The sequence below is a fragment of the Mammaliicoccus sp. RAM2 genome, from assembly GCF_045897195.1.
Classification (GTDB): Bacteria; Bacillota; Bacilli; order Staphylococcales; family Staphylococcaceae; genus Mammaliicoccus; species Mammaliicoccus sciuri.
In genome coordinates this window covers 129,000-144,760 of record NZ_JBJNWI010000006.1, presented here as the reverse complement: position 1 = coordinate 144,760, position 15,761 = coordinate 129,000, and the positions used below count along the sequence as shown (strand labels likewise).

Here is a 15,761-nt window from a genome sequence, read left to right as displayed (position 1 = left end):
TAGTATGATGTAATCATGAATTAAATGAGGTGAAACAAGTGGCTGAAAAGAAAGGATTTCAATTTAATATCATTAAAAATGATCCATTAGATGGGCATAAAGGTACAAATATAGGCTCTATAAGTTTAGACAACGTTGCGCCTGTATTTATCGATGTATCAGAACAAACTGCATTTATCGATATTGGTGCCATGCATGCTAGAGCTGAAGTAGAAAAGCGTGTGAAATGGGTTAAAGATATAGAAGAAGTCAAAGGTGAAGAAGCAAAAGAATATTGGCTTTGCTGGGTTACAACTGAACGTGGCGAGCAAGGACCATATTATGCAGGGCTAACAGGTTGCTATTTAATGGTCAATAAACCTAAGAAGCGTGGATATAAAAGTATGCCGGAGCACGTGAATATGATGGATAAATCTATGAAACATCAAGTAAAAATTGACCAAATTGGTGCTGAAAATAGAGCTGTTCTTAAGAAATTCCTTCAAGAACATAATTCTGAAATGTGGCATAACAGTAGTGATGAACTAAAATCATCTTTAGAGATAAATTAAATATGTCTATTTTGTGACTTAATTGTGAATTATCACAATTCAACTAAATAGCTATTGTCTTTTCACAATATCATAAGTAAAATAGTTGATAGCTACTATAGCTAGGACACTAAAAAAAGCAGGCGCTTTTCGCCCTGCTTTTTTTAATTTTAATAGTCAAATATGCTATAATGATATACGTTCTTAAACGGTGAGGTGGCCAATTATGAAAGAGAATATTAATATAAATATTAAACAAGTCGTGAAACAAAATGGCGAGAAAGAAACATTTCAAACAAAAACATCAGGTACATTTCATAGAAGAAATAGCGATATAATTAGATATAAAGAAACGATTGATGAACAAATCGTAAAAAATATGCTTAAAATAGAAGATGATGGCGTAAAAATCCACCGTACTGGCGCGGTCAAAACAGTCTTTCATTTTGTTGAAGGACAAGAAACGATTAGTTATTATGATACAGAAGCAGGACGCATGACCATGCACGTTAATACATTATCAATCAAACACTTTATAGACGATCAACAAGGTAAACTCAGGATACATTATCAGCTAAGTGATCAAACTGGATTACTTGGAACATACCAATTTCAAATTAATTATAAGGAGATAAATGAATGAACATTATTAACCAAGTTAAAGAAACGTTAATTGAAGAAATTAAAGCAAGTATCATTAAATCTGAACTTGTAGAAACAGTTCCAGAAATTAAAATCGAAACACCTAAAGACCCTGCAAATGGAGATTATTCTTCAAATATTGCGATGGTATTAACAAAATTAGCGCGTAAAAATCCTCGTGAAATTGCGAATCAAATCGTAGAAAATTTAGACACAAATAAAGCAAATGTTAAGAAAGTAGATATTGCAGGTCCTGGATTTATTAATTTCTACCTAGATCAACAATATTTAACCGAAATTATTAAGACAGCTTTAACAAAAGGTGAAACATTTGGTCAAACAGAAGAACGTAAAAACGAAAGTATCATCGTTGAGTATGTATCTGCAAACCCAACAGGAGATTTGCATATTGGACATGCACGTAATGCAGCAGTAGGTGATACGTTATCAAACGTGTTAAGCTCAGCTGGTTATGATGTAACACGTGAATATTATATTAACGATGCAGGTAAACAAATTGAAAATTTAGCGCACTCTATTGAAGCGCGTTATAATCAAGCGTTAGGTTTAGATGCTGAATTACCTGAAGATGGTTATTATGGTAAAGATATTATCGCAATCGGTAAAGACTTAGCTGAAAAACATCCTGAAATTAAAGATGAAGCTGAAGAAGAACGTATTAAAACATTCCGTAAACTTGGTTTAGATTATGAAATGGAAAAATTAAAACAAGACTTAGCAGATTTTAATATTCATTTTGATAATTGGTTCAGTGAAACATCATTATATGAAACAAACAAAATTTCAGCTGTCTTAGATAAAATGACAGAATTAGGCTATACTTATGAACAAGATGGCGCAACATGGTTAAAAACAACAGAATTTGGTGACGATAAAGACCGTGTGTTAATTAAACAAGACGGTACGTATACGTATTTCTTACCAGATATTGCTTATCATTACGATAAAGTAGAACGTGGTTTTGACAAATTAATTAATTTATTTGGTGCTGATCACCACGGTTATATTAATCGATTAAAAGCATCTCTAGAAACATTTGGCGTAGATTCAAAACGTCTTGAAATACAAATTATGCAAATGGTACGATTATTACAAGACGGCGTTGAAGTAAAAATGAGTAAACGTACAGGTAATGCTATTACATTACGTGACATTATGGATGAAGTAGGCATTGATGCTGCTCGTTACTTCTTAACGATGCGTAGTCCTGATACACACTTTGACTTTGATATGGAATTAGCTAAGAAAGAATCACAAGATAACCCAGTGTATTATGCACAGTATGCACATGCGCGTATATCATCTATTATTCGCCAAGCAGAAGAAAAAGGTATCACGATTGATCAAAACGTTGATTTATCTTTAATTACACATGAAAAAGCATTTGATTTATTGAAGAAAATCGCTGAATTTGAACCAACAATTGTTTCTGCTGCAGAATCACGCAGTCCACATCGTATTACGAATTATATTCAAGATTTGGCTGCACAGTTCCACAAGTTCTATAATGCAGAGAAAGTATTAACAGATGATGCAGAGAAGACTAAAGCGCATTTAGCTTTAATTGAAGCGGCACGTATTACACTTCGCAATGCGTTAGCATTAGTAGGTGTGTCAGCTCCAGAATCTATGTAATTTTAATCATTATTTTAATTGAGGTGCAGCTCAATCTTATTTGAGTTGCGCCTTTTTGTGTACCATTTTTTAAGTAAATATATGGAGGAGATTAAGTATGAAAATAAACAAAATATTTTATTTAATCTTTGCTGCTATGATCATAGTGACGGGTTGCCAAAGCGGAGATAAGACGGATAACAAAAAAGAAACGAAACAAGAAACAACTGATAAGAAAGAATATAAGCGTATTGTGTCGCTTATTCCAAGTAATACAGAAATATTATACGCGTTAGGACTTGGAGATAAAGTCGTTGGGGTATCAACTGTTGATGATTATCCTAAAGATGTGAAAGATAAAAAACAATTCGATGCCTTTAAACTCGATACAGAAGCATTATTAAAAGCAAAACCTGATTTAATTTTAGCGCATGAGTCGAACAAATCTACACAAGAAAAAGATTTAAAAAAATTAAGTGATGCAGGCGTGAAAGTTATCTACATAGATGATGCAAATTCAATTAATGAAATGTATGATACATTCAAGCAAGTTGGAAAAGTAACAGGTAAAGAAAAAGAAGCAGATAAATTAGTAAGTAAAGTGAAGAAAGAAATAGAAGATGTTGTTAAAGATGTACCAAAAGACCAACAAGGTAAAAAAGTGTTTATGGAAATTTCTTCTCAACCTGACATTTACACTTCAGGATCAAATACGTTTTATGATGATATGTTAACTTCTATCAAAGCTAAGAACCTTTATCATGATCAAGAAGGATGGATTAAAACCGATAAAGAAAGCATTCTTAAAAGAAATCCTGATGTGATGATTACAACTAGTGGACAGTCTGAAGCAGAATATCAAAAATTAAATAACAATAGAGATGGCTTTGACCAAGTTAATGCTGTTAAAGAGAAACACGTTCATGCACTAAATGCAGATATGATTTCTAGACCAGGACCAAGATTAGCGAAAGGGCTAAAAGAACTTTCTGAAAAAGTTTATGACTAATAATCATAAAGTTTATCGCCATGTTGTGATATGGTTTCTCGTTCTATTGTTTGCAATTGGTATTTCTTTATTCGTAGGATCTACGGGTATAACATGGAAATTTGATAATCAACTTGAATGGACAATCTTTTACAAGTTAAGAGTACCGCGGACACTTTTAGCATTAATTGCTGGTATGGGGCTAGTCATGAGTGGTCAAATCTATCAAACGATATTGAATAATCCACTCGCGGATAGTTTTACGTTAGGTTTAGCAAGCGGTGCAACATTCGGAAGTGCGCTTGCCGTATTTATAGGTGTTTCCATTTGGTTTGTGCCATTATTTTCTATATTCTTCAGTTTGTTAACGCTTATCGTTGTTGTACTCATTACAGAAACGATGGTCAAAACATTTCATGTAGCAACGATGATACTTTCAGGTATTTTTATTGGTGCGTTCTTTAGTTCGGCACTCTATATACTTTTATTGCTGAAACCGAATAAAGTAAATAACATGGTGTCGTATATGTTTGGTAGCGTTTCATCTGCCGAAAAAATAACTGTAGAAATAACTGGTATTGTTTCTTTAATCTGTATCTTAATCTTGTTTATGATGAGTCATTATATTAAAATGATTCAATTAGGTGAAGATAAAGCGACAACACTTGGCGTGAATGTTCGATTGATATCATGGACATGTTTGCTATTAGCTGCTATAATGACAGCCGTTATTATAAGTTTCACGGGTATTATTGGATTTATTGGTATGATTGTACCTCAAGTTGTTAGAAGGGTTTACAAGGTACCTATTAACGTACAAATGTTTTTGAATTTATTAATCGGCGGTGCACTTTTATTAATTGCAGATACTGTTGGCAGAATTATCATAAGTCCGATACAAATTCCGGTTGGCATTATACTCTCAATTATTGCCATACCAATTATGATGTATTTAATGATTACAGAACAACGAAAAAAAGAAAGAACTTACTAAATATTTAAGGTAACAATCAGTATTAAATGACAATCAATAGCATACGGACACCAATCCTTTAAACATTATGATAGAGGGTTGGTGTTTTGTATGTAAAAATTGTATTGCTTTCTTTATGGAATAGTTTAAAATGTTTCTATGAAAGGGATGATGACATGTGTTCGTGTGATATTCAAGCGATTATTTTTGACTTAGAAGATACGCTTGTAGATCGTGAGAAATCGCGAATGAAGTTTTTGGAAGAACAATTTGAGAGATTTCATGAGTTAATGGTAACAGTCCAAAGACGTGATTTTGAAAAAGTATATTTAACGTTAAATCCCTATGGTATAGAAGATGTTGAATGGGTATATCAAGAACTTGTTAAGAGATTAAATATAGAAAGGATATCGTGGAAGACATTTTATAACGACTATAAAATGCATCACTACAGATACCATTTTCCTTTCTATGATACATTGGTAGCATTGGATAAATTACGCAGCATGGGTTATAAATTAGGTGTTGTAGCGAATGGTAAGAGTGAAGAAATTACACACGTTATGAATGCAATCGGTATTTATCCATACATTCATTATGTTTCAACTTCTGATGAGGTGGGCGCTATGAAGCCAGACCCAATCATATTTGAAGATATATTGAAACATCTTGGCATAACGGCGCATCATGCATTATATGTTGGAGATTGTCCTTTAAATGATATCGCAGCAGCACATGCTATGGGCATGAAGACTGCATGGATGGCTAATTCAGTCATTGGTACACCAGAGGAGCACGAATTAGATTATACAATCGAAAGCTTAAGTGATCTCATAGAAGTTTGTAAACAAATCGAAAGAGGTGAAGCATGATGAATTTATTTTTAACGAAAGAAAATGTTGCCATACACTATAAAACAAAAGGTAGCGGCTATCCAATTATCTTGTTGCATGGTGTTTTTCAAGACATGGATGTCTTTGAACCACTTATTAAAAAGTTAAGTAAAAATTATCAGGTTATATCTATTGACTTAAGAGGTCATGGTTTAAGTGATACACCACATGATAGTAGAGTAGATGACTATATTTCAGATATTCAACAACTATTAAATGCATTATTCATTAATTCAGCATATGTGATTGGCCTGGAACTTGGCGCAACAATTGCAACAGGTCTCACATATAAGAATCCTGACTTAATCAATGGCATGGTGTTAATTAATCCTACAGACAATCATTCAACTTTTCCAGATAATCGTATTTATGATAGACATGCTGATGAAATTAGAACGATGTCTGATGAAGACAAAGAAAAATATTTATTAAGATTCAGGTATAAAAATATTAAACAAGCTAAAAAGTTTGTAAAGTCACATATTCCTTCAAATGATCTTCAAACGATGGAAGAGGAAATTGCTGTTAAGCGTTCTTTTAAAGACTTTGATATTATATCGTTACTTCCAGATATTGAAACACGTACGCTCGTCATTTCTGGTCAATACGATGGCAAAATATTATATAGCGAAGGTAAAAGAATAAGTGAACTGTTACCGAATGCTGAATTCAAACTGTTTGAAGGTTCAGGAGAACTGCCTTTTATTGAGGAAAAAGAAAAATTCATTGGAGTATTGGAAGAATTTTTAAGTTAATCAAGCGATATTTCACGGTTTTGTTACATGATTGTAACAAAATTGGTCATTTTGTAATCTGTATGTTATAATTAACGCAGTTCAATGCATAACATATAAGACACAGACTGAAGGAGAACCTCATATGAAAAAATGTCTCTTAATAATTGCAATGGTACTTATGGTTCTGCCATTTTCAACTTTTGCTGAGGCAAATGCTGCAACTAAAAATCAATTAAATATTAACGAAAGTAATGTGCAGACCTATAAAGACGGTACAGTAACAATCGAAGGTATTAAAATTGGTGATAAGATTTCTAAAATTAAATCAAAGTATCCTAATTTAATGTTCTCATATTCTGATGATAGTAACGATAGAGAAAATTATTACGAATTTGATACTAAAAATGGACATATGATTATTACTGCCAAAGTTAACGGTAATAAAGAAACGGTTAAACGTGTTACAATGATTTATGACAAATTAACAAATGTGAAGTTAGATTCGCTTGTCTCAATTCTAGGTGACAATACAACTAAACGTGTACAAAATAATAAGTATACAGGCGGTTATGCTTACGTAAATAATGGACAAGCACACTTCCAGCTTTCAAAAGCAACACCTGATAGTAAACAATTTAAAGTATATCGTATTGATATAGGTAAATACTAAATCAATAACGAATTTAATCCCCTGTTATGTTATATACATATTGCATAATAGGGGATTAATTTATACAATATTATAATGAAGGTGGTGTATTTATTTGCGTCCGAACAATAATGTATTGCTGGAAAATGTAAATGACTATTTACAGCATGTCGGTGTATTACCTAAACAAATTGATAAAGTTCAACATTCATTAAAGAAGGATATGAAAAAGTCAGATGAGAAAGATATAGACTATGCAGAATATCGACACAAATCTCACGCTGAAATACTTCAAATCATAGAGAGAAATATTGTGGTTGTAAATTATAATCCAATCATTTTTTATACACTACACTTCTTATTATTGGCATATTTATTTGATAAAAAGCTCATTCCGTTTAATGCTGTAACGGGATTGTATATATTTTATTTTGTGATCATACTATCGATTACACTTGTTATATATTTAATTATAAAAAAACATAGTTATCTCTATCCTAATCAGAAATTGATGATGACCAATATTTCCTTATTTAGTATAGGTATTGTTCTATGTATGCTTAAAATATTTAATGTTACGTTAGGAATGTATGTATTACCTTTACAAGTATTTCAAACCATATTTGGCGTCGGGATCATTCTCGTCATACTCGCAATATTTATGAAAAAGCTTGAAGTCGCTGCAATGGGATTAGCTGTTATTCAAAAAACAATTGCATCTGTAACGTTGAACGAAACAGTCATTATGATTGTTACATTTGCGAGTTGGACGATTATACTCGTTATTATCCTTTATTTTGTAATGATGTATTCAACAAGAAAATATGTATAACATAAATGCAGGAAATGATGTATTGGCTACAATCATTTTTTGCATTTATTTTTATGACATTAACTTAATATTATAAGTGTGAAAAATTGTTAAATGGGTATATTATTACTGTAAAGTAGGGAGGTACTCATTATGGGAGAATTATTAACAAGGGATGGGACTCATATAGTGTATGAAAAACACGGTAAAGGGAAACCATTAATTATGTTACATGCATTAAATATGAATTTAGCAACATTTAATTCAACAGTACAACTTCTGAAAGATCAATTTACAATATATACAATGGATTCTAGGGGACATGGTAAATCAGATAAACAACAAGAAATTTCCATCCAAAATCATATAGATGACATTGTAGATTTAATGGATGCTGAAGACATAGAATCAGCTTATATATTAGGACATGATATGGGTGGCGTCATTGCACAAGAATTTACAAACCAACATCCAGATAAAGTAGAAAAGTTAGTACTCGTATCTTCAATTTCCAATCAAGGTAAACAACCACTTATTAAATTAATTGCCAAACATAGAGATAAAGTCGCAGGATTTAGTAAAGAAGAAGCAATGTTAATATTGTTCAATGAAATATTTCATGATGTTAAATCGACTTTTAAATGGTATCAAGAAGTGAAAAAATATTATCGAATGACACCAGAAGAAGATGCAATTTCTGTTAGATCTATAAATGGTATAAATATCAAAATAGATCATATAGACATACCAACACTTATAGTGAAAGGTAAACATGATCCTTTTGATATTGATAATGATTCGGAAAATATAAAAAATGCTCAAACAGAAATATTTGAACATTCAGGGCATGCACCATTTATTGAAGAAAGTGAAAAATTCAAACAAGTCGTATCATCTTTTTTAAACCAACCAGTAAGAGATAAACAAGTTATATAATAAAGTGAGCTAGGGCATTTGATGATGTCTTAGCTTTTTTTATTGGTAGGGAGAGGTGATTGGGGAATAGAGAGGTTTGGAGATGAGGAGCGATCTTCGAAGTCGTGGCTTAAGTGGTGAGTAAAGCCAAGAGATAGCTGAAGTCATGGCTTAAGTGGTGAATAAAGCCAAGAGATCTTCGAAGTCGTGGCTTAAGTGGTGAGTAAAGCCAAGAGATAGCTGAAGTCATGGCTTAAGTCCTGAGTAAAGCCAAGAGATCATCCAAGTCATGGCTTAAGTGTCGAATAAAGCCAAGAGATCGCCCAAGTCGTAGCTTAACTCCTGAATAAAGCCAAGAGATAGTCCAAGTCGTAGCTTAACTCCTGAATAAAGCCAAAAGATTACTAAAGTCGTAGCTTAACTCCTGAATAAAGCCAAGAGATCATCCAAGTCATGGCTTAAGTCCTGAGTAAAGCCAAGAGATCGCCCAAGTCGTAGCTTAACTCCTGAATAAAGCCAAGAGATTACTAAAGTCATGGCTTAAGTCCTAAGTAAAGCCAAGAACACCCCCATAACACACCCCTACACCCCTCAAAAAAGCGGAGACATCATAGAATGTCTCCGCTTCGTTCATATTAATCGTTAATTTCAGTCTTAGCGATTTCGTTATCGATTTTTTCAAGAACTTCTGAAATTGATTTACGTTGTTTTTTATTAACTAGAATTAAAACTGTACGCTCGTCATATTCATTTCTTCTTTTTGTAAAGTAGTCTTGTTGTGATAAGTTTTTAACTGCTTTTACAATTTGTGGTTGTTTGTAGTTTAACTTGCTAATGATTTTTTTAAGATGATATTCTTCATCGTCTGTTTCATTAATGTAAGTTAATACTGCGAATTCTTCAAAGCTAAGTGAAAAATCCTTTTTAATGATAGATTTTAATTTGTCCACATATGTTACAAGTGCTAATAAATCTGAACAATTTTCTATTTTAGAAATTGCCATTTTGAATCCCCCTAGAAGTGAGTATTTTGCTTCTGTAATTGAAATAATACAGTTAGGTGGTAAAGCCTCGCATTATCAACATGGAAGCGTTTTAAATTTTTAATTCATAATTACAGTTTATCAATTATTTACTTATTTTAGCCTAAAAATAACTGTATGTAAACTAATAAGAGTAGGATTTAATTAAATAATAATATAAATAATATAACTGTCACAAACGAAAGGTAGGTATAATATAATCTCAAAAAATTAAAGTGCATGGTTATTATTAATTCTTTCAATAAAATAAAATGAAAATTACGAAATATGCCGATATTAAATGGGAATATTATAAAATTAGCCATATAAAGAAGTCGTATTTTACATACGACTTCTAGAATATTATTTATTGATTGAAGTATATTGAATAATAACTTCTTCGATAATGTCTGATTCTAATTCTGCATATTTACTTAAGAACTCAGCAACGCTATGTTCCTTGATATAGTCGTTTTTCTCTACTGTTTCTTTATCATTTTCATCTTGATATTCTAATAAATAGCAAAGTGCTTTTACGAGTTCAGAATGTTTCTTCTTCGTTTTAGATAATGCTACTAGAGGTTTGACGATACGATCATTTGGTCCAACTTTACGTAATACGCCACGTCCAACTCTTGTTACATCATCAGATAAATATGGGTTTTGGAAACGACCAATTATTTTTTCAACATAGTAAGATTGGTCTTCTTTCGTAAATTCATCGAAGTTAGAAACAAGATATTCACTTGTTTCTTTTAATACTTCACGTAAACCTGCATTAATTTCTTCATCTTGAATAGCTTCAAGAATTGTATGGTAACCTTTGTATTGGCCAAAGTAAGCTAAATAAGCATGACCTGTATTAACTGTTAATAATTTTCTTTCGATATAAGGTGTTAAATCATCAACATAGTGTACATCTTGTAATTGTGTACCTTGCCATTTTGAAGCTTCTACAACCCATTCAAAGAAAGGTTCAACTAATACATCTAATGATCCTTCTTTTTGGCCTTGAGGTACAATACGATCAACTGCTGAGTTAGGGAAGCTAATGTCATCAGATAATGAACCTGTAATATCTAAAATGGCTTTTTTCAGTTGATCTGTTGCCATAATAGCATTTTCACAAGCAACGATATTTAATGGTTTACCAGCTTCACGTTCTTTTAAGAATGATGCAAATGATTTAGCGATAATAGGTAAGATGTTTACACCAACAGCTGTCGTAATGACATCTGCTTCTAAAATCGCTGCTTTTAATTTGTCTGTTTCAGTAATGCTATTGATACCTTTAACACCTGCAACAGGTTCTTTAGTATTTTCTTCATTTGCGATAATAACTTGATAAGCTTTTTCTTCATTAATTTGATTAATAATTGTTTCGTTAACATCGACGAATGTTACTTCATAGCCATTATCATTTAATACTTTACCTATGAAGCCACGTCCGATGTTACCAGCACCAAAGTGAATGGCTTTCATTAAAGTTCAACCTCCTCAAAGATTGCAAGAATTTCATCTTTAGATTGTGCATTGATAACACGTTCAACATTTTCTTCTTCACTAAATACAATAGCGATTTGAGAAAGAATATCTAAATGCTCGCCATCTTTACCAGCAATACCAACAACTACTTTAGCTTCATTGCCGTCCCAATCTACGCCATCTGGAATATGAAGTAATACAAGACCTGATTTTAATACTTCAGTTTTAGCTTCATCTGTACCGTGTGGGATAGCTAAGAAGTTACCCATATATGTTGTAACGATTTGTTCACGTTCTTTCATTGCAGTAATATATTTGTCAGTTACAGCACCTTCTTCAACTAATGCTTGGCCAGCTTTTTCGATAGCTTCCTCTTGAGAATTTACTGAAAGATTCATAAAAATGTTTTCTGGATTAAATAATTTTGTCATTTTAATTCACTCCGTTTTCGTTAGTTTTTGTTTTAATTTATTTAAGAAAAATGATTTGAGTGTGTTCTCTATCTTTACTCTATCATTTAACAACTGATCAATATCATCCAAATGTTCTGTAATTAAGGATGACACTTCGCTCATAAGTTGTCCTTGTTCCGAATTTCTCGGAATAAACATACATACAAGCCAATTTACTTCTTGATGTTCATTTTCAATCGTTTTTAGCCTTAATGGTTTTGTTAACTCCGTAATAATCAATTGTGGCTTTTTGATTGATTCATCAGAAAGGTGAGGAATAGCAACTGGATAACCAGTTAATGCAAAGCCTTGTAAATTCATACGGCTGTTAAGCTTTTCACTGAACGTATGTGTATTGTCAATCACACGATGCTTCGACAGTGTTTGAATGAGATATCGTTCTAACTGTGTTACTTTTTTCTTTTCAACGATCATATCTTGAATCAGTGATAAACTTTCTTCTATAAAAGTTACAGTGCGATCATAATCTTCATATGATAGTGGTTGTTCTTGATTCTGCATATTTTGAGGTTCATGGACAACAGATTGCTGTAATTTCAAAAAGTATTTCACATTTTCAGCGTCTTGCTTTGGTAATAAAGGATTTACTGTAATGTGTGGGTATTTCGTATCTACAGCTACAGTTGAAATCATGCCATCATACTTTGAAAAATCAATCGACTTTAAACTACTGACAGAAACTTCGGTAGTTTGCGTGATTTCAGAAAAATGCTGTTTCAAACGATTGGATAGAATACGGCTTGTACCAATTCCACTGCTACATACAACGAGAACATGTAATGAACGTCTTTGTTTTGCTTGTAACATGCCACCAAAGTGAAGTGCAATATATGCAACTTCGCTTTTTGGAAAATGATAATTCATGAATACAATCTTTAAACCTGATGAAACGGCTTCAAATAACTCTTGATCATAGGTTTCTATCATTTCGGTAAGCGGATTGTAGGTTTCAATGTTTGCTTCAAGTCTATTAATCGCAGGTTCTAAATGTAAATTTAATCCTTTGAATAGGGCTTCTTCATCTTTAAATGAGAATCCTTGATCTTTTACAAATTCTATAAGTTCGGTAACGCGCTGCTTATGAATATCATTGTTTTCATAAGTTGTTTCATGGCGACGTCTTGCACCTCTTAAATGCATTGTAATAAAAGCAATTTCAGAATGATTAAATGTCACATCATATATATCGCTTAATACATTTGTAAGTTTCTCTGATACTTTAAATTCATCCGTCGAAATCAATTCATTTAAAATATCATTCTCAATTTCTACATGTCCATCTTGCTTAATACGTTCAATTGCTAAAACGATATGAATCGTTAAAGTAAGGTAACTGGCTTCAGTTAATGTATAAGGTAATGTACCGAGTTCATCCATTAACAAGCGTTCAACATTAAACAATCTATCTATATCAACGATTCCTCGAAGATGTGTTTCGTTTAACGTATGATATACGAAATGATCTTCTACTACAGAGTACACGCTGTCACCATCTAATTTTTCTAACATGATTCTAGCAAGTAACTGTCTTTTGTTGACTTCTTCACCATTCAGAATCAAACCTTCACCACGTCTTCGCTCTAATGAAAGTTCAAATGTGTGTAATTCAGGTTCCAATTGTTCAATGATTTTGTTAAGTGTATGCGTAGATGAACCAATTTCATTCGCAAGACTATATAATTTCACTGGATCTTTAGATTGAATAAGGTTGTATAGAATAATAACTTTTCTTTCTTCATCAGATAAATCAATTGTATTTTGTTCAGTCAATGATTGTACAAAATTGTCAATGTCTTCTGGTTCTCCTTCAATACGTAATCCTAATTTAGGAACTCTTGTCAGAGATAAGTGATATTTATTCAGTGTATCTTCAACGCTTTTCATCTCTCTATGAACTGTTCGAGACGAAATACCAAGTGCTTGTGCAATATCATGAATTGTTAAAAAAGAGTGAAGACGCTCAGATAGTAATTTGAGAATACTCTTTTCCCGGTTACTGATCATCATCGTTCTTCACTCCTTTGTGTAAAATTATTTTTTCAGTTCGTTAATTAATTCTTCATATCTTGGTGAATTTAAGAAGTTATCTACTGAAATATGAATTGCTTTAGGATTTTTCTTAATTGCTCTATCTGTTAATGTTTTTTGCGTAATGACAACATCAGCATCGTCTGGTAATTGGTTAATAGCTGTATTTGTAACTTCAATATCAGTTAATTCAGCTTTTTTGAATTTATTTCTTAACATACCAGCACCCATAGCACTTGAGCCCATACCAGCATCACAAGCAAAGATAACTTTTTTAACATTAGAGAAATCATGTGCATCAATATTTTCTGTGTCATATTGATCTAACAGTTCTTCAGATTCGTCTTTTTCTTCTGTTTCTTCAGAAGCTTCACCTTTTTCTTGTTCTTTAGAACCAGTTAAAGCACCGCTAACAGAAGATTTTTTACCTTTACGAGCTTCCATATCAGCAGTAGCTGATTCAATGTCGCCTTCAGGGTCTTTAGTGAATTTTAAGATGATAGATGCGACTACAAATGAAACTAATGTTGCTAAGAAGATACCAAGTAACATAATTAAGTAACTTCCTTTAGGTGTAATAGCTATATAAGCTAAGATTGAACCTGGAGATGCTGGTCCAGTAGTACCGAAGTCGAACATACTAAATGTTGCAACACCAGTCATACCACCTAAAATAACGGCAACTAATAATAAAGGACGCATTAAAACATATGGGAAGTAAATTTCATGAATACCACCTAAGAAGTGGATGATACCAGCACCATATGAAGTTGCTTTTGCAGTACCTTTACCAAATACCATATAAGCTAATAGAATACCAAAACCTGGTCCAGGATTTGATTCTAAAGTATAAAGAATAGATTTACCAGCGTGAGCTACTTGTTCAGATGCAAGAGGTGTTAAGACACCGTGGTTAATTGCATTGTTCAAGAATACTGTTTTAGCTGGTTCAATAATAATACTTACTAATGGTAATAAGTGATGAGAAACTAAGAAGTCAACACCCATACCTAAGACTTTCATAAGTCCTTCAACTAATGGCGCTAATCCTTTGAAACCAACAATCGCCATGATGAAAGCTAGAATACCAGCTGAGAAGTTATTGAATAACATTTCAAAACCTTGTGGAGTTCTAGGAACTAAGAATTGGTCAACCTTTTTCATTAACCAACCAAGTAATGGACCCATAATCATTGCACCGATTAACATCGGCGTATCTGGGAATGCCGCGATAACACCCATAGTAGCTGTCGCACCAACGACACCACCACGTAAACCGTGAACTAAACGACCACCACTAAATGCAATAAGTAATGGAATTAAATATTTAATCATTGGATCAACCATTGAAGAAAGTTCTTCGTTAGGTAGCCAACCATCTTTAATAAACAGTGCTGTAATTAGCCCCCAAGCAATAAAAGCACCAATGTTTGGCATAATCATACTACTTAAAAATGAACCAAAAGCTTGAACCTTAGGACCAATGCCTTTTTTCTTTTCAGATTGTTCTGCCATATTGAACACACCTTCCCTTATATAAAAAGTATTTTGTAACTTAATCATACGAAGATGTATGTACATATACAATGATTAGTAAATGCAACTTTGTCACATCCATTTTGACATGCGTGTCATAAACATTTATTTGGGGGATTAAAATAGCCTATACACACTTGTAATGTAATTATACACTTTCGGGGATATGCTTCATACTGTTATGGAATATAAAATAGAAAATAAAGGTGAAATAGAAGAAGGGGAAGGAAGAAGAGGAGGTTTCTGGACCGATTCGTGGGAATTACCGGTCCAGAAACGGAAAATATGGACCGATAAAAACAAATATCGACCCGAAAAACGAATTTGCAGGCCGATAAAATAAATTATCGACCCGAAAAACGAATTTGCAGGCCGATAAATAAAAATATCGACCCGAAAAAAGGATTTGCAGGCCGATAAATAAAAATAGCGACCCGAAAACGA

Annotated in this window: 15 protein-coding genes; 10 read left to right on the top strand and 5 right to left on the bottom strand. The window is 32.7% G+C overall.

Features of this window, described 5'->3' with window-relative positions:
- Positions 1-38 precede the first annotated feature (38 nt).
- From ACJTHF_RS10440 to ACJTHF_RS10395, 10 genes are all read left to right on the top strand, one after another.
- Positions 39-551 (top strand): YwhD family protein, encoded by a 513-nt coding sequence (locus ACJTHF_RS10440; RefSeq protein WP_208182684.1) that lies wholly within the window; start codon positions 39-41, stop codon positions 549-551.
- 205 nt (positions 552-756) lie between these two features.
- The gene (locus tag ACJTHF_RS10435) at positions 757-1,173 is read left to right on the top strand and encodes a DUF1934 domain-containing protein (RefSeq protein WP_153653609.1); all 417 of its coding nucleotides are present in this window, start codon (positions 757-759) and stop codon (positions 1,171-1,173) included.
- Entirely contained in the window at positions 1,170-2,828 is a 1,659-nt protein-coding gene (argS, locus tag ACJTHF_RS10430) for an arginine--tRNA ligase (RefSeq protein ID WP_058590852.1), read from the top strand. The genes ACJTHF_RS10435 and argS overlap by 4 nt, the downstream gene beginning before the upstream one ends.
- Positions 2,829-2,925: 97 nt before the next feature.
- Positions 2,926-3,816, top strand: a complete 891-nt coding sequence (locus ACJTHF_RS10425; protein WP_153653611.1) for an ABC transporter substrate-binding protein — start codon at positions 2,926-2,928, stop codon at positions 3,814-3,816.
- On the top strand, positions 3,809-4,789 hold the full coding sequence (locus ACJTHF_RS10420) for a FecCD family ABC transporter permease (protein ID WP_232157347.1): 981 nt from the start codon (positions 3,809-3,811) through the stop codon (positions 4,787-4,789). The genes ACJTHF_RS10425 and ACJTHF_RS10420 overlap by 8 nt, the downstream gene beginning before the upstream one ends.
- A gap of 86 nt (positions 4,790-4,875) precedes the next feature.
- Positions 4,876-5,640, top strand: coding sequence for an HAD family hydrolase (locus tag ACJTHF_RS10415; protein WP_228065162.1), 765 nt, complete (start codon positions 4,876-4,878; stop codon positions 5,638-5,640).
- Positions 5,637-6,416 (top strand): alpha/beta fold hydrolase, encoded by a 780-nt coding sequence (locus ACJTHF_RS10410; RefSeq protein ID WP_058590848.1) that lies wholly within the window; start codon positions 5,637-5,639, stop codon positions 6,414-6,416. The genes ACJTHF_RS10415 and ACJTHF_RS10410 overlap by 4 nt, the downstream gene beginning before the upstream one ends.
- A 124-nt stretch (positions 6,417-6,540) precedes the next feature.
- Positions 6,541-7,068 carry an SA0570 family protein gene (locus ACJTHF_RS10405; RefSeq protein WP_058590847.1) on the top strand — a complete coding sequence of 176 codons (528 nt, stop codon included), beginning with the start codon at positions 6,541-6,543 and terminating at the stop codon, positions 7,066-7,068.
- Between the two features lie 94 nt (positions 7,069-7,162).
- Positions 7,163-7,879 (top strand): hypothetical protein, encoded by a 717-nt coding sequence (locus ACJTHF_RS10400; protein WP_048541459.1) that lies wholly within the window; start codon positions 7,163-7,165, stop codon positions 7,877-7,879.
- Positions 7,880-8,011: 132 nt separating this feature from the next.
- Positions 8,012-8,794: an alpha/beta fold hydrolase gene (locus ACJTHF_RS10395; RefSeq protein ID WP_058590846.1), complete on the top strand. Its 783-nt coding sequence runs from the start codon at positions 8,012-8,014 to the stop codon at positions 8,792-8,794.
- A gap of 614 nt (positions 8,795-9,408) precedes the next feature.
- Here the strand turns inward: ACJTHF_RS10395 and sarA are convergent.
- From sarA to ACJTHF_RS10370, 5 genes are all read right to left on the bottom strand, one after another.
- Positions 9,409-9,777, bottom strand: coding sequence for a global transcriptional regulator SarA (gene sarA / locus ACJTHF_RS10390; protein WP_048541463.1), 369 nt, complete (start codon positions 9,775-9,777; stop codon positions 9,409-9,411).
- A gap of 381 nt (positions 9,778-10,158) precedes the next feature.
- Complete coding sequence (locus tag ACJTHF_RS10385; RefSeq protein WP_232157345.1) at positions 10,159-11,277, bottom strand: mannitol-1-phosphate 5-dehydrogenase; 1,119 nt, start codon at positions 11,275-11,277, stop codon at positions 10,159-10,161.
- Positions 11,277-11,711 (bottom strand): PTS sugar transporter subunit IIA, encoded by a 435-nt coding sequence (locus ACJTHF_RS10380; protein ID WP_025905499.1) that lies wholly within the window; start codon positions 11,709-11,711, stop codon positions 11,277-11,279. Before ACJTHF_RS10380 ends, ACJTHF_RS10385 begins: the two co-directional genes overlap by 1 nt.
- Positions 11,712-11,717: 6 nt before the next feature.
- The gene (locus ACJTHF_RS10375; RefSeq protein WP_119650001.1) at positions 11,718-13,760 is read right to left on the bottom strand and encodes a BglG family transcription antiterminator; all 2,043 of its coding nucleotides are present in this window, start codon (positions 13,758-13,760) and stop codon (positions 11,718-11,720) included.
- 24 nt (positions 13,761-13,784) lie between these two features.
- Positions 13,785-15,296 (bottom strand): PTS mannitol transporter subunit IICB, encoded by a 1,512-nt coding sequence (locus tag ACJTHF_RS10370; protein ID WP_048541469.1) that lies wholly within the window; start codon positions 15,294-15,296, stop codon positions 13,785-13,787.
- Between the last annotated feature and the right edge of the window lie 465 nt (positions 15,297-15,761).